Here is a 17606-nt window from a genome sequence, read left to right as displayed (position 1 = left end):
ACAAGGCGACCACAAGCAGCGTCCGCCGGCAGACAGCGCGACCCCCCTCCCCGGAGCGAGTGCCGCTCGCCGCGCAGGCGCCGCCGGAGGCCCTGTCTTTGACTTTCAGGCGCCCACCACACCCGACGATCGCCGCCTACGCAACGCGTGCGCAGTGACTCGGACCCGCGCGCGGTCGTGCACACGAACACCGCCGGCCGCCAACGCAACCTGCGGCACACCACCGAACTGCGCCACCCAGCGGATCCTTCTTAAACCCACGCGAAGCCGTAAAAAGCTCCTAAAACCCACCAACAAACCGCACCCACCACACCCCAGCCACCCACACCCACACCCCCACCTCAAGCAGCGGCGCCGTAAAGACCGACCGCAGCGTCGCCCGAGCCGGTTGCGGGTTCCGGCTCAGGCGACGCCGCGGTCGGTCGTCTCTCCCCGTTCTCCCGTTCTCCCGTTCTCCCCGTTCTCCCCGTCCGAAGTCCGCCGCGGCCCGGGCGCCACCAGCCCTAGTGCGCCCGGGCCGCAGCGCCCCCCTCACCCCATCGCCGGCAGGCCGGCGACCTCCAGCAGTGTCTCTTGGAACACGTCGAGGATCGCCGCCAGCTTCTGGTGGTCGACGTCGGGTCGGTTGCTGCGGACGGCCACGTCGATGCGTTCGAGGCCGCTGACGATGAAGTAGAAGCCCGGGCCGAAGGAGCGTGCCGGGGTCGCGAAATCCACTGTGCGGGGTTCCTGCTCCACCGCCGGGGCGAAGCCGGGCGGCGCCAGGATCACGTTGGTGCTGAAGCCCTTGTCGACCGGGGGGTCCGCCTTCTCGCAGTACTCCTCGCGGATGCCGACCACGTAGTCGGGGTCGCAGATGCTGTTCTTGAAGGCGTTGAGGGCCTTGCCGTTGACCTTGGCCGCCAGCTCCGCGAACGGCTCGGTGCCGTCGAAGTCCAGCAGCATCGGGGCCCACTGCGTCAGCGACGTCACCACGCCGGCCATGTTCGGGTCGAAGCGGTTGGCCGAGATCGCCATCAGCAGCAATGCCGAGCGGCCCAGGGCCGTGCGCACCGCGTGGTAGTACGCCGCCAGCACGATCGAGGCCATGCTCACGTCCAGCTTCTCCGCCCCGGCGTGCGCCAGCTCCAGGGGGATGCCGGTGTGCAGGGCGGCGCCGAGCATCTCGGTGTTGGCGACCGCGGCCTCCGGCAGGCGCGGGGCGGCCTCCAGCGTGCGCCGCCAGTAGCGCTCCGCGGCGCGCAGGCGGAACGCGCCCGCGCCCTGCTGGTCCAGTGCCATCGCGATGGGCTGGCCGGCCGGTGGCGCCAGCGGCTCGCCGGCGAGCAGGGCGTGGAAGTCGTCCTGCATGATCAGGACTGCCGCGCCGTCGGCGGCGATGTGGTGCACCACCAGCAGCACCTTCGTCGGCACGCCGTCCGTGGTGACGACCCAGGCGCGCCAGGGGATCCCGTGGTAGATGTCGAGTACTTCCTGGTACTTGCTTGCCAGTAGCGCCGGCAGTTCCTCGATGTCGGCGACGCCGCGGTCCACGCGGGCCAGGACCTCCGCGGCGTCCTGGGCGGCGATGAACTGGCGCCCGGAGCCGTCGGTCTCGAACAGGTAGTTCGTGCGCAGCGACTCGTGCCGTTCGGCCAGCGCCCCGAGCGCCCGCCACACGTCCTCCACCGTGCACGGCGTGCGGACGTCCCACACCACCGGCTGCAGGTTGGCCTCCCACAGCCGGTCGGCGGGGATGCGCTCCACGTCGCGGTGCACGGACAGCTGGCCGATCGTCATCGGGTACGTCGTCGGACTCGCTGTCGGGTTCGCCGTCAGACTCGTCGTCTCCACCACCGGACTCCTTACTCGTGCTCGTGCTTGAGGGCTGATTCGTGCTCCTGAGGGAGGGAGGGAGCCGCCGAAACACCGCGCTCGTCGGATTCAGACCCCGGTCGGGTATCCCGGGTCGAACGCGGCGGCCAGCAGGACCTCCTCCATCGAGCGCAGGACCGTCACCTGCTCGCCCGGCGTCAGGGCCTGCGTGTCCGCGCGCAGCGTCACGTTCAGCGTGTCCGCGCTGCCGTTGACGTCCAGGTACGCCTTGACGTCCGGCGAGTTCGACCGGATCCCCCAGGTCATGCGGGACAGCGGCACCGCGTCCCAGATCTGCTCGGCGTCCGCCACCGCTTCGGGCTCGGCCACCGGTTGTGCCAGCGTCTTGCGGCGGTCGTTGAAATAGAGCATCAGGTCCAGCTCTTCGCCGCGCTCCTTCTCGATCTGAAGCCGGAGCTCCACCAGCCGCCGCGGGTCGTAGTACGCGTTCTTGCCGGTGGCGATCTGCGCGTGCCAGGCGCGCACCACCGCCTCGTCGAAGGTGCAGTCGCGGACGTCGAACACGCACAGCCCCGGCTGCGCCACCGCGCTGACCGAGGCCGCGAAGTCCGGCCGGAACCGGTTGCTCACCACCATCCGGATCGCGCTCGGCCCGGCCTTGGTGACCCGCTCCAGCGCCACCGCGTACGCGGCCAGCAGCACCGGTCCGCTGTGCAGACCGGTGCGCGCGCTGATCGCGCCGACCGCCAGGAACGCCGCGCGCGAGTCGTACGTGCAGTCCCACCAGCGCGGGTCGCTGCCCTTGTAGGGCCCGTTGAACCGCCGCGCCGGGATCTCCCGCAGCCACCGCTCCCAGTACCGCAGCGAGGCCTGGCACTGCCGCTCGGCAGCCGACTCGCGCTGCTTGCGCACCAGGTCCCGGGGCTGGATGCCGGCCCGCGGAGCCAGCTCGGCGCCGGTCTCGCGGTCCAGGTTCGCCAGATCTCCGACCAGCGCGTCGAAGCCGTAGGCGTCGATCACCATGTGCGGGTACATCGCCACGAAGTGGTCCGGCACGCCGTCCTTCCGGACGACGGCCATCCGCACCGGCCAGTCGTTCGCGATGTCGAAGGGCTCGAACTCGTACCGTTCGCGGATTGCCTCGGCGACCACCGCCGGATCCTCGCCGTCCTCGACGTCGACGATCTCGATGCCGACCTCGCCGGACTCGGAGAGCACCTGTCGGGGCGAGCCGTCGGGCTCGGTCCGGATCCGGGTCCGCAGCGACTCGTGCCGCTTCATGATGAACGCCAGCAGGTGCTTGAGGTGGTCGAGCGTCGTGCCCTCTTCCAACCGCATCGCCCCGCCGACCAGGAACACGCCGTCGAAGCCGGTCATCATGCGCCAGACAGTCCACTGCCCCCAGGTCAGCTCCTCGGTCCCGGAGCCCTCGCCCTGGAACGGCACCATGATCGTGTGCTGCCGCATCAAGGTCACCGCCCGCGCTCTGCCGGAGCGCCGTCCCGTCCCGCGAGCCGCGCGGCGAACCAGTCGATGGTCGCGGTCAGCCCCTTGTCCAGGTCCACGACCGGCGCCCAGCCCAGCGTCGAGACCGCCAGCGTGATGTCCGGCCGCCGCAGGTCCGGGTCGTCGCCCGGCCGGGGCACGAACACCGTCGGCGCGCCCGACCCGCACAGCTCCCGCACCCGGTCGGCCAGCTCCAGGATGGTCAGCTCGGCTGGGTTGCCGATGTTGACCGGGCCCGGATGCCCGGCGCGCGCCGCGGCCAGGATCCCGGCGACCGTGTCGTCCACGAAGCACAGGGACCTGGTCTGCATGCCGTCCCCGGCGACCGTGATCTCCCGTCCGGCCAGCGCCTGGCTGACGAACGTCGGCACCGCGCGGCCGTCCAGCGGCCGCATGCGCGGTCCGTAGGTGTTGAACAGCCGCACGATCGTCGTGTCGAACCCCAGATGCGCGCGGTGCGTCGCGGTCAGGGCCTCGGCGAACCGCTTCGCCTCGTCGTACTGGCTGCGCGGCCCGATCGGGTTGACGTTGCCCCAGTACGACTCGACCTGCGGGTGCACCAGCGGGTCGCCGTAGACCTCGGACGTGGACGCCAGCAGGAAGCGCGCGTCCTTGCGGCCGGCCAGTTCCAGTGCGTGCAGGGTGCCGTGCGAGCCGGCCTTCAGCGTGGCCAGCGGATGGCGCGCGTAGTCGTGCGGCGAGGCCGGGGAGGCGAGGTGGAAGACCGCGTCCACCGGGCCCTCGACGTCGAAGGGTTCTGTGACGTCGTGCTCGATCAGCTCGAACCCGGGGTCGCCGGCGAGGTGCGCGACGTTGTCCGGCGAACCGGTGAGGAAGTTGTCGACGCACACCACGGCCGCGCCGGAGTCGCGCAGCCGGTCGCACAGGTGGGAGCCGACGAAGCCGGCACCGCCGGTCACCACGGCGCGGTGGATCTCGCGCGCGGTGCCGTGGTGACCAGCGACCCCGTGCCCGCCGCGCACTCCCTGGTCCGTCTTGTCCGTGCCGTCGGTCCGGTGCTCCCCGGCCTGGCTCTCTCCCACGGTCACGACTCCCGCAGCGAACGGCCGGTCTTGGTCAGGAACACGTCGTCCAGCGTGGGCCGGTGCACCTCGACCGTGGCCGTGGCGATCCCGGCCTCCTCCAGCGTCCGCATCACCAGCGGCACCGCGGTCTCGCCGGCCTCGACCGCCAGCCGCAGCCGGCCGCCGTCGCGGACCTCGACCTCGGTCAGGTACTCCTGGCCGGTCAGCACCTCGGAGGCCTTCTCGGCGAAGTCCTCGCCGACGCCGACCGTGACGATGTCGCCGGAGATCTCGCGCTTGAGCGCGTCCGGCGTGCCCTCGGCCACGATGGTGCCGCCGTCGATGATCGCGACGCGGTCGCAGAGCTGGTCGGCCTCTTCCAGGTAGTGCGTGGTGAGGAAGACCGTCATGCCCTCCGAGCGCAGCCGCCGAACTTCGTCCCACATGTGCGCGCGGCTCTGCGGGTCCAGCCCGCTGGTCGGCTCGTCGAGGAAGACGATCTTCGGCTCGTGGATGATGCCCATCGCGATGTCCACGCGCCGGCGCTGGCCGCCGGAGTAGGTCTTGCACTGCCGGTCGGCGTACTCGGTCAGGTCGAACGCGGCCAGCGCGGTGACGGCCCGGCGCTGTGCCTCGGCCTTGCTGATGCCGTGCATGCGGGCCTGCAGGATCAGCTCCTCGCGCGCGGTGGCGTCGTCGTAGGTGGCGCCGCCCTGCGAGATGTAGCCGATGGCCTCGCGGACCCGGGCCTGCTGGGTGCGCAGGTCCGCGCCGGCGATCGTGGCCTCGCCCGCGTCCGGGACGATCAGCGTGGCCAGCATCCGCAGCGTGGTGGTCTTCCCGGCGCCGTTCGGGCCGAGGAAGCCGAAGATCTCGCCCTCGGCGACGTCCAGGTCGACCCCGACCACCGCGTCCACCTTGGTGGTCTTGCGCTTGGAGCGGGTCTCGAAGCTCTTGGCCAGACCCTTGATCTCGATGATGCCCATCTTCTTCTCCCCTTACCGGACCGACTTGGCGAACTTGCGGCCCGACCAGGCGATGACGATGATCGCGAGCGCGCCGAGCATGGCGAAGCTCTTCCACACCGCCGAGTGGTCCGGGTTGCCGGTGAACAGCTCGCGCATCCCGGTGACGGCCCAGTTGAACGGGTTGCCGTTGGCGGTGTCGCGCAGCCACAGCGGCGCCAGCGCGATCGGCAGCAGCGTCCCGGACAGCAGCATCAGCGGCTGCGCCACGTTGTTGATGAGCTGGCCGAGCACCGCCGGCTTCTTGATCTTCATCGCTATGCCGTAGGAGAACGACGCGCTGGTCAGGTTGATCAGGGCCAGGATGCCGTAGCCGATCAGCAGGTTCGGGATCCCGACGGTCAGCCCGAACAGCAGCGAGAGCACGATGATGATGGCCGCCTGGACCACCAGCACCACCACGTCGCGGAAGGCCCGGCCCAGCAGCAGTGCCAGCCGGCTCACCGGGGTCACGCGGGCCCGCTCGACGATGCCCGCGGCCAGCTCCTGCAGCAGGTCGAAGCCCGCGTAGAGGCCACCGGCCAGCGCCAGGGCGACGAGCATGCCGGGCACGTAGATGCGGTAGGCCTCGGCCTGGGAGTGCGCGCCCATCGTGGCCAGCGCGGGCTTGAGCAGCGGCGCGAACAGCAGCAGGTAGACCACCGGCTGGGCCACGCCGAGCACCACCCACATCGGCGAGCGCAGCATCAACTGGAGATTGCGTTGGAAGATCAACCAGGTGTCACGCATGACTTTCAAGGGGATCCCTCTCTTTCTCGCCGAAGGGCGCGTCGTTCAACGCCGCCAGCTGCTCGGCGGCCGCGGCGGCGCCGCCGGCCGCGGCGAACGAGTCGCGGACGGCCGTTGCCGACGCGCGGATGGACGGGTCTTCGAGCACTGCCACGATCGCGGTGCGCAACGCTTCGGGCCGGACCCGGCCGAAGCTGACGCGCACCCCCGCACCGGCTGTCGCGACCTGCGCGGCGTTGATCGGCTGGTCGCCCTTGATCGGCGCGACGACCAGCGGGACGCCGTGGGCCAGGGACTCGCAGACCGTGTTCAGGCCGCCGTGGGACACCACCGCGTCCAGCTTCGGCATCAGCTCCAGGACCGGGACGCGGGCACGGACCAGAACGTGGTCCGGCGCGTCGGGGATGCTCTCCGGCGGCGCGGTCACGATGGCCTGGACGCGGTCGCCGAGCGGCCGGACCGCTTCCACGGCCCGCTCGTAGAAATTCTGCGACGCCCCGAACGTCAGCGTCCCCATCGAGATCAGGACGTGCTTCTTCGCCGGGTCGAGCCAGTCGTGCGGGAAGTCCTGGTCGGCGGGCCGCTCGGCGAGCGCCGGACCGACCAGGACCGCGTTGTCCGGCCAGGACAGCGGACCGGTCAACGCCGTGCCGGTGAAGGCGACGAGCAGGTGCGGTGAGAAGCGCAGGTCGTGCGGAGGCTCGCCGGGCAGGCCCGCGTCGGTCCACATCTTCGCCAGGTGGCCGTGGATCCAGGCCTCGACCTTCGGCAGCGCGCGGTAGGGCCGGGTCAGCTCCATCGTGGTGGGGGCCATCGAGGCCCAGGTGAGGCCGTACCGGTGGGCGACCAGCGCGCCGGCGACGGCGTGCTGGTCCACCGCGACCACGTCCGGTTGGAAGGCTCTGACGGCCTTGTCGACACCCTTCAGCGACACCTTGCAGTGCGGGACGATGTACTCCTCCCACCGCGTCTTCGCCGCCGCCATGCCGCGGTCGGCCTGGCGGCGGTGCGGACGCAGCGGGATCTGCTGGATCGCCGCGTCCGGGCCGACCAGGGGTCGCAGATACGACTCCGAGCCCGCCCACGCCACGTCGTGCCCTTGCGCGGTCAGCGTTTTCGCGACCGCCGCCATCGGGTTCACGTGGCCGGTCAGCGGGAGGCTGACGAACAGGAACCGGCTCATGCGCCGTCGGCCTGCGCGGGGGCGGTGGTATCGGTGTGTGCGGTGTGTGCGGTGCGTGCGGCGACGAAGGCGGCGAGGTCGCCGACGGTGAACGCGATGATCTCGTCGACATCGAGCCCTGCGATGTGCGCGGCCAGGTCCACGGTCGTGCCATAGCGGGCTTGCAGCGCCTCGCTCAGAGCTGTCAGTTCTATGCTCTCCAGCTCCAGGTCACCGTCCAGCGTGGTGGCCGGCGTGACGGTCGTGCGCCAGGCGTCGTCCTCGTCGAGCACCACGCCTAGCTGCTCGACGACCGTACCGAAGGTCTCAGAGTGCTGCGTCGCCGGCTTGACCGCGCGGATCGCCCCATACGTCATGACCCCGGTGTCGAAGCCCTTCTTCATCAACGGCCCGGCGTAGAAGAACCCGAGGACGTCGGCGCCGCGCTCGCGGGCCAGCGAGACCATCGTCGCGCGGCCGTGTTCGGGCTTCTTGATGAGTGCGAACTCCGGGTCCCAGGAGTTGGCCACGGCGCGGCTCCAGTCGACCGAGGCGACCTCGGTGAAGCCCGCTGCCGCGGCCATGCGCTCGTGCTCTTCCAACGAGGAGAAGCTCGGCATCACCTGGTGCTTGAGGATCTGGTCGACCAGCTCTTGTTCGTCCTCTGACAAGGCTCCGTCGCGCACCGACCAGGTGGCGATCGCCAGCCGGCCGCCGGGGCGCAGCAGGCGCATCGCTTCGGCGAAGAACGCCTCGCGGTCCGCGATGTGCATCAGGCTCTCGACGGCCCACAGCACGTCGAAGGACTCGTCGGGGAAGCCGGTGCTCAGGGCGTCCAGCTGGTGGAACTCCGCGCGCTCGGCCAGGCCCGCTTCCGCGGCCTTCTCGCCGGCGCGGGCGGCCTGCTGCGCGCTGAGCGTCACGCCGACGACCGAGCAGCGCAGGGCGCCGGCCAGGTACAGCGCCGGGCCGCCGATGCCGCAGCCGACGTCCAGGACGCGCGCCTCGGCCGGGACGCCGGCGTAGGAGACGAGTTCGTGCACCAGGCGGTCGGTGGCGGTGTGCCGGTCCGCGCCGTCCGCGTCGGGGCGCTCGCCCTCGTCCCAGAAGCCGTGGTGGACGTGCTCGCCCCACAGTTCCTCGTACAGATCGAGCGTGGTGTCGTAGTACCGCTCGACCGCCGTGTTCATGTCAGCGTTCACCGATGCTCCATTTGCAGGCGGGGAAAAGAAGGCAAGGAGATTGCCGGCGCGGGCAAGAAAATGCACGAACTTTACTGTGGTACGACCGGCGATGACGCTAGCCCGCTGGCTGGTTCTCGGTCAACGGTGAAAATTTGCACGGCGCAATGGCTTTATTCCAGGGCTCTGATCTGCGAACTTTACTCGAACATGGGGGAGCGCTTGACGTTGAGGTCCACTTGAGCCAAAGCTTGCGCCGTCGCCGAACGGTTGTGGCAGGTCCGTGCCGCAGCCTTGTCGGATGGTTTCCTTTTCTCCTTTTTCGGGATTTTCAATTCGGCGTGGGCGGAGGTGTCGGTGATGGCTGCGGGAATCGACATTCCCACGGACCCGGAATGGGTCGACGAGGTGTTGTTGGCCGGACCGGAGGACCAGGTGTGCCTGGTCCTCGGGGCGCCGGTCGACCGCTCGACCCTGCGAGCCCTGGTGGCCTCGCGGCAGGAGCAGCTGACGGCCGCCGGCCTGCGGGCCGGCGGATCGGTGGCGCTGTGCCTGCCGCCGTCGCTGACGTTCATCACGAACCTGTTGGCCGCCTGGCGGATCGGCGCCCGCGCCGCGCTGCTGGACCACCGGCTGACCGCGTTCGAGGTGGAGCAGGCGGTCACCCGGCTCGCGCCGCAGTTCGTGGTGAGCACGGAGAAGACCAGCGGCGGAGCGCTGCGGGCGTTCTACGAGGTGCAGGAGAAGGTCGTCGCGCACCCCGGAGGTCAGCCCTCTGAGACGTCGCACGCGCTGGTGCAGCTGAGCTCGGGATCGACCGGGCCGTCGAAGTCGATCGGGCGGACCGCGTCCGACCTGATCGCCGAGATCGACCGGTACACCGCGATCGGCGAGGGCGTGCCGCAGCCCGGCGAGCGGATCGTCTCGCTGGCCTCGATGGTGCACGTGCTCGGGCTGGTCGGCGGCCTGCTGTACGGCCTGCACGCCGGCGTGCAGCTGGTGCTGCCGGGGCGGATGACCGCCGACGCCATCCTGGAGGCCGTCGGCGCGGGGCCCGAGCCGACGACGCTGCTGGGCGTGCCGTTCCACATCGAGCTGCTGGCCGCCGTCGCCGAACCGCCGCGGCTGCCGCAGCTGACCGGCATGACCACCGGCGGCGAGCTGGTGCGGGCGCAGGTGCACGACGCGTTCGCCGACCGGTACGGGATCCGGCTCGGGAACATGTACGGGATGACAGAGCTCGGCGTCATCGCGACCGACCTGTTCGGGACGCACCGCCCGGCTGTCATGCCGGCGCCCGGGATCGAGATCCGCGACACCGACGGCGAGCTGCACATCGCGATGGAGAACTCGCCGTACGTCGGCCTCGTGGATCCCACGCGCTGGTCCGACGGCTGGCTGCACACCAAGGACGCCGGCACCGTCGACGCCGAGACCGGCCTGGTCCGGGTCCGCGGCCGCCGCGACTCGCAGGTCTCGATCGGCGGCCTGAAGGTCGACCTCAGCGAGGTCGAGCACACCCTGGCCGGGCTGCCCGGCGTCGAGGCCGCGGTGGTGGTGTACGGCAAGGCGATCGAGGCGTACGTGGTCCTGGCGCCGGCGGCACAGCTGGAGGACGTCCAGGCCGGCCTGTTCGAGCGGGTCGCGGCCTACAAGCGGCCGCGCGCCTGGCACGTCGTCGACCAGCTGCCGCGCACCGCGACCGGAAAGCTCGTCCGCGACCAGAGCGTGCTCTCCAACGCGCGCTGAGCTCTTCTGAGCATCCTCTACCGGAAGGAACCGAGAAGCCCATGACGTCGCACGACGAGATCAAGAAGTTCGCCTTCGAAGCCCTCGGCGAGATGAACTACGACACCGCCGACTTCGACGGCGAAACCCAGCTCGGCCCGGCCGGCGTGGACCTGGAATCCCTGGCCCTGGCCGAACTCGGCGTCCGCGTCGAGGAGCGCTTCGGCATCCGCTTCAGCGACGACGAACTCGACGAACTGGCCTCGCTGACCATCGACGAGTTCTGCGCCGCCGTCGAAACCCGCCTGGCGACCCCCGCCACCTCGGCCTGAGCCGTGACCGACGCCGAGCCCACAGTGAGCGGGCACCGCGACGAGGTCCTGGCCATGCTGGCGACCTACGGCGAGCGCACCCCCGACGAAGTCCCGGAGACCGTGGACTCCCTGGAACTGGCATGGCTGATCCACCAGGTCGAGCAGCGCTACGGCCGCCCCTTCGACGCCGACGACGACGCCCTCGCCGAGATGACGACGGTGAACGCCGTGGTGCGGGTACTGGGGGAGCTGGGCTTCGGGGGGCCGGGGTGAGTGGCGCGGCGCGCGCCGGCAGCGCGGGCGGCACGGCCCGCGCGAGCGAGGTGCGCGCGGGTGGCAGGCTCGCCGCGGTCGGCGCGGCGCGGGCCGGGGCTGAGCGCGGTGCGCGAGCCGCTGTCCGTGCGATGCATGCGGCTGGCGAGCTGGCAGCGGCGCGGCGTGAGTCGGCGGCTGCTGGCGAGGCGCGTTCCGGCGGCGAACCAGCCGAGGTGCGCGCGGTCGCCGAGCTGAAGGCTGCGCGGGCTGGTGCTGAATGCGGCGCGCGAGCGGCTCTCGGTGCGATGCACGCGACAGGCGAGCTGGCTGCGGCCGGCACAGCGTTGGCTGCGAGTAGCGCGGCTGGCGTGGGCGAGATGCGTGCTGGCGATGAGTTTGCTGCCGCGCGGGTTGGCGCTGAGTGCGGCGCGCGAGTGGCTGCGGTCGAGGTGCGTGCTGGCGGCGAGCTGGCTGCGGCCGGCACAGCGTTGGCCGCGAGTAGTGCTGCTGGCGTGGGCGAGATGCGTGCTGGCGCCGAGTTTGCTGCGGCGCGAGCGGCTGTCGGTGCGATGCATGCGACACGCGGGCTTGCTGCGGCCGGCACAGCGTTGGCTGCGAGTGGCGCTGCTGGCGTGGGCGATATGCGTGCTGGCGGCGAGTCTGCTGCGGCGCGGGTTGGCGCTGAATGCGGCGCGCGAGCGGCTGCGGTCGAGGTGCGTGCTGGCGGCGAGCTGGCGGCTACTGGCGAGGTGCGCTCTGGTAGCGAACCAGCCGAGGTGCGCGCGGTCGCCGAGCTCGTTCTGGCGCGGGCTGGCGTTGTGGCGGGACCTTCGGGGACTGAACTCGGCGAGCTGCCTGCCGCTGCATCCCGAGCGCGCCGCGGGTCGACCGAGGTCGTCGTCACCGGCATGTCGGTCTTCAGCGCGTTCGGTGCGGGCGTCGAGCCCTTGCTGCGCGCGGCGCTTGCGGGAGCCTCGGGCTTCGTGCCGGTCGAGCGGTTCGATGTAGCTGGTCGGCGGGCGAAGGTTGCGGCTATCGCCCCCGGGTCGCCGGAGCTTGTGCGGGAGCTGATTCGCGCTGTCGATGAGGCCTGCGATGGTGCTGGGCTCGGGCGCGCTGCTCGTGCCGGCTGTCAGCTCTACCTCGCCATTCACGGTCAGCCCGATGGTGGCGCTGATGCGTTCGCGGCCGGCATAGCGGCTGCGTGCGGTTTCGCGGGCGCTCGGGCCTACACCTCCGCGTGCGTCGCGGCCAGTACCGCGGTCGCCGATGCTGCCGCGCAGATCGCGCGGGGTCGGGCCGAGCGGGTCGTGGTTGCGGCGGGGTATCTCGTCGATGCCGATCAGTACGCGCTCTTCGACGCCGGTCGCGCCCTCGCGCTCGATGGTCGCGTGCGTCCGTTCAGCGCGGGTCGCGGCGGCCTGCTGCTCGGCGACGCCGTCGGGGCGCTCGTGCTGGAGGCCGCTGGTGAGGCCGAGCCCCTGGCGCGCATCGCTGGCTGGGGCCGTAGCGGCGACGCCTACCATGTCATCAAGCCCCGTCCCGATGGCCTCGGCCTGGCCCGCGCCATCACCGACGCGCTGCATCGCGGCGGTGTCGCGCCCGCCGAGGTCGGCTACGTCAACGCGCACGGCTCCGGCACCAAGCAGAGCGACGTCGCCGAGTCCGCCGCCCTGCGCGCGGCCCTGGGCGAGGCCTCCGGCAAGGTGCCGGTGAGCTCGACCAAGTCCGTCCACGGCCAGGCGCTGGAGGCCGGCGCGTTGCTCGAGCTCATCCTCACCATCGCCGCGCTCGGCGCCGGGCGGCTTCCGCTCAACGCCGGCTACCTCGGCCCCGACGACGACTGCCCGCTGGCCCTCGTGCTGGAACCGGCTGTCGCAGACCTCGAATACGCGCTCACGCTCAACGTCGCGTTCGGCGGCGCCAACACGGCCCTGCTGGTGGGTGCGGCATGAGCCACACCACAGAGGCGTTCGCGTTCGTCCCCGAGCAGAAGGGCCCCGCCGGGCCGCCGCAGAACCTGCCGACCGATCTGACTGCCGCGTATGGCCGCGCCATCACCGCGACCACGCCGCGCCAGGCAGCCGCCGCCGGGCTCGTCATCCACGCCGAGGCGCACTGGCCCGAATCAGTGCACGACCACGCCCCGCCCTCCCTACCAGGCTTCATCGTCTCCAGCTTCAGCCCGATCGCCGCCGAGACCGCCGCGCGGTGCCTCAGCCGCCGCCCGCCGACCGAAGGCATCACCACAAGCAAGACCACAAGCAAGACCACAAGCAACACCGCCGTCCTCATCGCCACCGCCCGAGGCGACCGCGAAAGCGCCGCGCACGTCGCGCGCACCGTCGCCGACGCCGGCCTGCTCGGCCCCCTGCTGTTCTTCCAGTCGGTCCCGAACGCCGTCGCCGGCCACATCGCCGCGCGCTGGCACCTCACCGGCCCCGTCGTCTGCCTCGCGGACCCGGCCTCAGCGCTCGAAACCGCCGCGCTGCTCATCGAGGACGGCGACGCCGACGAAGTCCTCCTCGTCCGCATCGAGCAAGGCACCGGCGGCCACGATCAAGCCCACGCCGTCCTGCTCGGCGCGGCAGCCCCCGAGACGACAGGAGCCACCCCATGACCCGCCCCGAAGTGGTCGTCACCGGCATGGGCATGGTCACCCCGGTCGGCACCACCGCCGCCGAAGTCCACGCCGCCATGTGCGAGGGCCGCTCGGGCCTGCGCCGCCCGCCGGAGGGCCACCAGGTCGGCACCGCCCTGGAGGTCGGAGCATTCAGTCCGGAGATCGACCCGGCCAGCGTTCTGCCCGCGACCGAGGCGCGCGTCGTCGACCGCTACATCGTCATGGCGCTCAAAGCCGCCGCCGACGCCCTCGCCGACGCCGACTTCGAAGTCGGCCGCGACGCCGACCCCTACCGCGTCGCCGTCATCCTGTCCGGCACCGGCGGCCTGGCCACGCTCGAAGCCCAGGTGGTCCTGCGCACCCAGAAGGGCCGCCTCGGCGTCAGCCCCTACCTGCTGCCCGGCATGCTCCCCAACATGGGCGCGGCGCGCATCGCCATCAAGTACGGCATCCGCGGCTACGTCTCCTCCAGCGGCACCGCCTGCGCGGCCGGCGGCCAGGCGATCGGCGAGGCGATGCGCCTGCTGCGCGCCGACGAGGCGGACGTCGTCCTCGCCGGCTGCAGCGAGGCCCCGCTCTTCCCGACGCTGGCCGACACCTTCGGCAACGCCCGCGCCCTGGCGCGTGGCTGGTCCGAGGACCCCGAGGGCGCCAGCCGCCCCTTCGACCGCCGCCGCAACGGCCTGGTCCTCGGCGAGGGCGCAGGCGTCTTCGTCCTGGAGCGCAAGGACTTCGCCGACGCCCGCGGCGCCGCGGCCTACGCCGACGTCCTGGGCTGGGGCGTCACCAACGACGCCCACCACCCGACCACCCCGCGGCCGGACGGCGAAGGCGCCAGCGTGTGCATGAAGCACGCCCTCCGCGACGCACGCCTGGAACCACGGGACATCGGCTACCTGAACGCGCACGGCACCAGCACCAAGCTCGGCGACCTCGCCGAGGCGCTGGCGATCGGCACCACGTTCGGTGCCGACGCCCCGCCGGTCAGCTCCACCAAGGCCGTGACCGGCCACATGCTCGGCGCCTCCGGGGTGGTCGAGTCCGCGGTGTCGATCAGGGCCCTGCTCACGGGTCTGCTGCCACCCACCCACAACCTCGACGACCCCGATCCCGACTGCGATCTCGACCACCTGCGCAAGATTCCGCGCGCGGTGCGGGTCGAGCACGTCATGTCCAACTCGTTCGGGTTCGGAGGCCACAACGTCAGCGTCGTGTACGGCTGCCCTAGCACGCAGCGGTCCCGTACGGCATAGCGGAAGGCGATAGGGAATGGACATCCTCGGCATCGATCATGTCGAGTTCTACGTGGGAGACGCGCGACAAGCCGCGTTCTTCCTCTGCACGGCGTTCGGATTCCACGTCGCCGGGCACGGCGGGCCGGAGACCGAGCTGCCCCGCCAGCGCAGCCTGCTGCTGGCGCACGGCGACAGCAGGGTCCTGCTCACCTCCGCCCTGGCCAGCGGTCACCCGGCCGAGGGCTACGTCTCCCGGCACGGCGACGGCGTCGGCGTCATCGCCTTCGGCACCGGCGACGCGACCGGCGCCTACGAGGAAGCGGTGGCCGCCGGTGCGACCTCCGTCGAGGCGCCCCGCACCTACAAGGCCGGCGGCGAGTCCGTGACCATCGCGAGCGTCGGCGGCTTCGGCGACGTCGTGCACCGCTTCGTCGAACGGCACGGCGCCGCGTTCTGGCCCGGCGCGATCGAGGCCCAGCCGGCCCCGCCGCGCACCGAGCCCGAACTGGTCCGCGCCATCGACCACGCGGCCGTGCTGGTCCCGGCCGGGGAACTGGAGCCGACCGTCGAGTTCTACCAGCGGGTCTTCGGCTTCAAGCTGATCTTCGAGGAGTACATCGAGGTCGGGGCCCAGGGGATGTACTCCCAGGTGGTCCAGAGCCCGTCCGGCGGCGCGACCTTCACCATCATCCAGCCCGACATGAGCCGGCAGAGCGGCCAGATCGACGACTTCCTGGCCTGGCACGGCGGCGCCGGCGTGCAGCACCTGGCGCTGAGCACCGACGACATCGTGGCCACGGTGAAGAGCTTCGCCGCCAACGGCGCCGGCTTCGCCGAGACCCCCGGTAGCTATTACGACGTCCTGAATGACCGCCTCGGCGAGATCGACCTGCCGGTGGACCGGCTGCGTCCGCTGGGGATCCTGGTCGACCGCGACCACTGGGGCCAGATGTACCAGATCTTCGCCAAGTCGATGCACATCCGCCGGACCTTCTTCTGGGAGCTCATCGAGCGGCACGGCGCCAAGACCTTCGGCACCAGCAACATCCCCGCACTGTATGCGGCCAAGGAAAGGGAGCTCGCCGGTGTGCGGGACTCCGTGGAAACGGGAGCGATAGGAGCGGCGGGACAACGATGACAACCGAGAGCGTTCAGAAGCAGTTCGTCCTCACCGACGACGAGGCGGCGCTCCTGCCGACCGACGCGCAGGTCCAGGAATACCAGGAGCGCGGTTGGTTCCTCACCGGCAAGCTCTTCAGCGACGACGAGGTCGACGCGCTGGTGGAGGTCACCGACCGCTACTACGACGGCGAGCGCAGCCGCGAGCTGCCGGTGCGTCCACCGAAGCTCGCCGCCTGGAAGCCGTCCGACGGACCGGTGCAGCGGCACAACGACTACGTGCACTACGAGAGCGACGCGATCGCCAAGATCCTGTGCAAGCCGCTGATCGGCGCGGTCGCCGCCCGGCTGGCGCGGACCGACGAGATCCGCGTCTTCCAGTCCACGCTGATCTACAAGCCGCCGATCGCCGGCGAGCCGAGCAACGTCGTGCCCTGGCACTTCGACCGCCACTACTGGGCCTCGTGCACCTCCGAGAGCATGCTCACGGCGTTCATCCCGTTCCACGACTGCGGGCCGGAGATGGGCACCATCACCATGGTCGACGGCAGCCACCGCTGGACCGAGATCGGCCGCGAGGACTCGATGGTCCGGCACTTCGCCGAGCGCGACAAGGCCGACCTGGAGCGGGTCCTGGCCGAGAACGCCGCGCACAACGGCGCCGAGATCCGCAAGATCCCGATGGACATCCCCAAGGGACACATGAGTTTCCACCACTGCCGGACCTATCACGGCAGCGGACCGAACCTGAGCGCGCGGCCCCGCCGCGCGATCTCGTTCCACCTGCAGGACGGCGCGAACGAGAACCAGCGGTTCGCGCTCGGCGACGGTACCTACGCCGCCTACAACCACGACGTCCTGGTCCGCCGGCTCGCCGACGGCCGCCCCGACTACGCAGACCCCGACTACTGCCCCGTGCTCTGGAGGAACTGATGGCTGCCACACGTTACGACTGGGGCCAGCGGCACCCTGGTATCGACCGACTCGAATCCGAGATCACCCCGGCCCGCAACGAGGTCGTCGGGCACGCGCTCTACGCGCGCCTGCGCGACGGCGAAGCGATCCGCACCTTCCTGGAGCACCACGTCTTCGCGGTCTGGGACTTCATGTCCCTGCTCAAGTCGCTCCAGCGCAACCTGACCTGCGTGGCGGTCCCGTGGGTGCCGACCGGCCCCACCGGCAGCCGCCGGCTGATCAACGACATCGTCCTGGTCGAGGAGAGCGACGAGCTGCGCGGCGGCTTCATCAGCCACTTCGAGCTCTACGTCGCCGGGATGGCCGAGGCCGGCGCCGACACCTCGACCATCGAGGCGTTCATCGGCCTGCTGCGGGCCGGCGCGACGGTCGAGGCGGCGCTCGCCGAGGCCGAGGTCCCGGCCCCCGCGGCCGCGTTCGTGGCGCTCACCTGGGACATCGTCGTCTCGGCGCCGGTGCACTGCCAGGCCGCGGCCTTCGCCTTCGGCCGCGAGGACCTGATCCCGGACATGTTCCAGCAGGTGGTCACGGTCAACGAGACCGTCGGCGGACTGGACACCTTCGTCGACTACCTGGCGCGGCACATCGAGGTCGACGGCGAGGAGCACACGCCGATGGCCATGCAGATGCTGGCCGACCTGTGCGGCGACGACGACACCAAGTGGGAGGAGTGCGCGGCGACGGTCAAGCGGGCGCTGGCCGCGCGCGCCAAGCTGTGGGACGGGATCCTGCTGGCGATCGGCGAGCGTGAGACGACGCTGGTCGGAAGCAGCGATGGCTGACCTGGCAGCGGCCGGTTCGACTCCGGTCGACCCGGCCGCGCCCCCTGCGGCTGATTCGGCTTCGCAGGGCTCGGCGGCGGCCACCACGGCCGCGCCGGGCCCGGCCGAGCCCGGCTTCGCCGCGCCGAGCCC

General features: G+C 71.3%; 16 protein-coding genes. 9 read left to right on the top strand and 7 right to left on the bottom strand.

Translation table 11 applies throughout. The features are described 5' to 3' along the window. Positions 1-531: 531 nt before the first annotated feature. From ABH935_RS47230 to ABH935_RS47200, 7 genes are all read right to left on the bottom strand, one after another. On the bottom strand, positions 532-1833 hold the full coding sequence (locus ABH935_RS47230) for a condensation domain-containing protein (RefSeq protein WP_370384558.1): 1302 nt from the start codon (positions 1831-1833) through the stop codon (positions 532-534). A gap of 90 nt (positions 1834-1923) precedes the next feature. Further along, positions 1924-3282, bottom strand: coding sequence for a condensation domain-containing protein (locus tag ABH935_RS47225; RefSeq protein ID WP_370384557.1), 1359 nt, complete (start codon positions 3280-3282; stop codon positions 1924-1926). 5 nt (positions 3283-3287) lie between these two features. Continuing rightward, positions 3288-4304, bottom strand: a complete 1017-nt coding sequence (locus tag ABH935_RS47220) for a UDP-glucuronic acid decarboxylase family protein (RefSeq protein ID WP_370384565.1) — start codon at positions 4302-4304, stop codon at positions 3288-3290. A 62-nt stretch (positions 4305-4366) separates the two neighbouring features. Further along, a complete protein-coding gene (locus tag ABH935_RS47215; RefSeq protein ID WP_370384564.1) occupies positions 4367-5326 on the bottom strand; it encodes an ATP-binding cassette domain-containing protein in 960 nt (319 codons plus the stop codon). 18 nt (positions 5327-5344) lie between these two features. Further along, entirely contained in the window at positions 5345-6109 is a 765-nt protein-coding gene (locus ABH935_RS47210; RefSeq protein ID WP_370384556.1) for an ABC transporter permease, read from the bottom strand. Beyond that, positions 6093-7283, bottom strand: coding sequence for a glycosyltransferase (locus ABH935_RS47205; RefSeq protein WP_370384555.1), 1191 nt, complete (start codon positions 7281-7283; stop codon positions 6093-6095). The genes ABH935_RS47210 and ABH935_RS47205 overlap by 17 nt, the downstream gene beginning before the upstream one ends. After that, positions 7280-8464 (bottom strand): methyltransferase domain-containing protein, encoded by a 1185-nt coding sequence (locus tag ABH935_RS47200; RefSeq protein WP_370384554.1) that lies wholly within the window; start codon positions 8462-8464, stop codon positions 7280-7282. The genes ABH935_RS47205 and ABH935_RS47200 overlap by 4 nt, the downstream gene beginning before the upstream one ends. Before the next feature lie 339 nt (positions 8465-8803). Here ABH935_RS47200 and ABH935_RS47195 point away from each other — a divergent pair, with 339 nt between their 5' ends. The 9 genes from ABH935_RS47195 to ABH935_RS47155 all read left to right on the top strand — a co-directional run bounded on the left by ABH935_RS47195 (position 8804) and on the right by ABH935_RS47155 (position 17474). Further along, positions 8804-10192 (top strand): class I adenylate-forming enzyme family protein, encoded by a 1389-nt coding sequence (locus tag ABH935_RS47195; protein ID WP_370384553.1) that lies wholly within the window; start codon positions 8804-8806, stop codon positions 10190-10192. A gap of 41 nt (positions 10193-10233) precedes the next feature. Next, positions 10234-10503, top strand: coding sequence for an acyl carrier protein (locus ABH935_RS47190; RefSeq protein WP_194911942.1), 270 nt, complete (start codon positions 10234-10236; stop codon positions 10501-10503). A gap of 3 nt (positions 10504-10506) precedes the next feature. Further along, positions 10507-10758 carry a hypothetical protein gene (locus ABH935_RS47185; protein WP_370384552.1) on the top strand — a complete coding sequence of 84 codons (252 nt, stop codon included), beginning with the start codon at positions 10507-10509 and terminating at the stop codon, positions 10756-10758. Positions 10759-11648: 890 nt separating this feature from the next. Beyond that, positions 11649-12695: a beta-ketoacyl synthase N-terminal-like domain-containing protein gene (locus tag ABH935_RS47180; protein WP_370384563.1), complete on the top strand. Its 1047-nt coding sequence runs from the start codon at positions 11649-11651 to the stop codon at positions 12693-12695. 101 nt (positions 12696-12796) lie between these two features. Continuing rightward, on the top strand, positions 12797-13360 hold the full coding sequence (locus tag ABH935_RS47175; RefSeq protein ID WP_370384562.1) for a hypothetical protein: 564 nt from the start codon (positions 12797-12799) through the stop codon (positions 13358-13360). Then, complete coding sequence (locus ABH935_RS47170; protein WP_370384551.1) at positions 13357-14616, top strand: beta-ketoacyl synthase; 1260 nt, start codon at positions 13357-13359, stop codon at positions 14614-14616. The genes ABH935_RS47175 and ABH935_RS47170 overlap by 4 nt, the downstream gene beginning before the upstream one ends. A gap of 16 nt (positions 14617-14632) precedes the next feature. Next, positions 14633-15736: a 4-hydroxyphenylpyruvate dioxygenase gene (hppD, locus tag ABH935_RS47165; RefSeq protein ID WP_370384550.1), complete on the top strand. Its 1104-nt coding sequence runs from the start codon at positions 14633-14635 to the stop codon at positions 15734-15736. Next, positions 15733-16650 (top strand): phytanoyl-CoA dioxygenase family protein, encoded by a 918-nt coding sequence (locus ABH935_RS47160; RefSeq protein WP_370384549.1) that lies wholly within the window; start codon positions 15733-15735, stop codon positions 16648-16650. Before hppD ends, ABH935_RS47160 begins: the two co-directional genes overlap by 4 nt. Beyond that, positions 16650-17474, top strand: a complete 825-nt coding sequence (locus tag ABH935_RS47155) for a DUF3050 domain-containing protein (protein ID WP_370384548.1) — start codon at positions 16650-16652, stop codon at positions 17472-17474. The genes ABH935_RS47160 and ABH935_RS47155 overlap by 1 nt, the downstream gene beginning before the upstream one ends. The last annotated feature ends 132 nt before the right edge of the window (positions 17475-17606 follow it).

It is taken from the genome of Catenulispora sp. GAS73 (genome assembly GCF_041262085.1).
Taxonomy (GTDB): Bacteria; Actinomycetota; Actinomycetes; order Streptomycetales; family Catenulisporaceae; genus Catenulispora.
Note: the sequence above shows the minus strand (reverse complement) of the source record. Positions and strands in the feature narration are given on the sequence as shown.

Bases quoted from the DNA above. Each gene is read 5' to 3' on its own strand.
- ABH935_RS47205 (WP_370384555.1), bottom strand. From the start codon at position 7,283: ATGAGCCGGTTCCTGTTCGTCAGCCTCCCGCTGACCGGCCACGTGAAC.
- ABH935_RS47225 (WP_370384557.1), bottom strand. From the start codon at position 3,282: ATGCGGCAGCACACGATCATGGTGCCGTTCCAGGGCGAGGGCTCCGGG.
- ABH935_RS47180 (WP_370384563.1), top strand. From the start codon at position 11,649: ATGTCGGTCTTCAGCGCGTTCGGTGCGGGCGTCGAGCCCTTGCTGCGC.
- ABH935_RS47195 (WP_370384553.1), top strand. From the start codon at position 8,804: ATGGCTGCGGGAATCGACATTCCCACGGACCCGGAATGGGTCGACGAG.
- hppD (WP_370384550.1), top strand. From the start codon at position 14,633: ATGGACATCCTCGGCATCGATCATGTCGAGTTCTACGTGGGAGACGCG.
- ABH935_RS47190 (WP_194911942.1), top strand. From the start codon at position 10,234: ATGACGTCGCACGACGAGATCAAGAAGTTCGCCTTCGAAGCCCTCGGC.
- ABH935_RS47160 (WP_370384549.1), top strand. From the start codon at position 15,733: ATGACAACCGAGAGCGTTCAGAAGCAGTTCGTCCTCACCGACGACGAG.
- ABH935_RS47170 (WP_370384551.1), top strand. From the start codon at position 13,357: ATGACCCGCCCCGAAGTGGTCGTCACCGGCATGGGCATGGTCACCCCG.
- ABH935_RS47155 (WP_370384548.1), top strand. From the start codon at position 16,650: ATGGCTGCCACACGTTACGACTGGGGCCAGCGGCACCCTGGTATCGAC.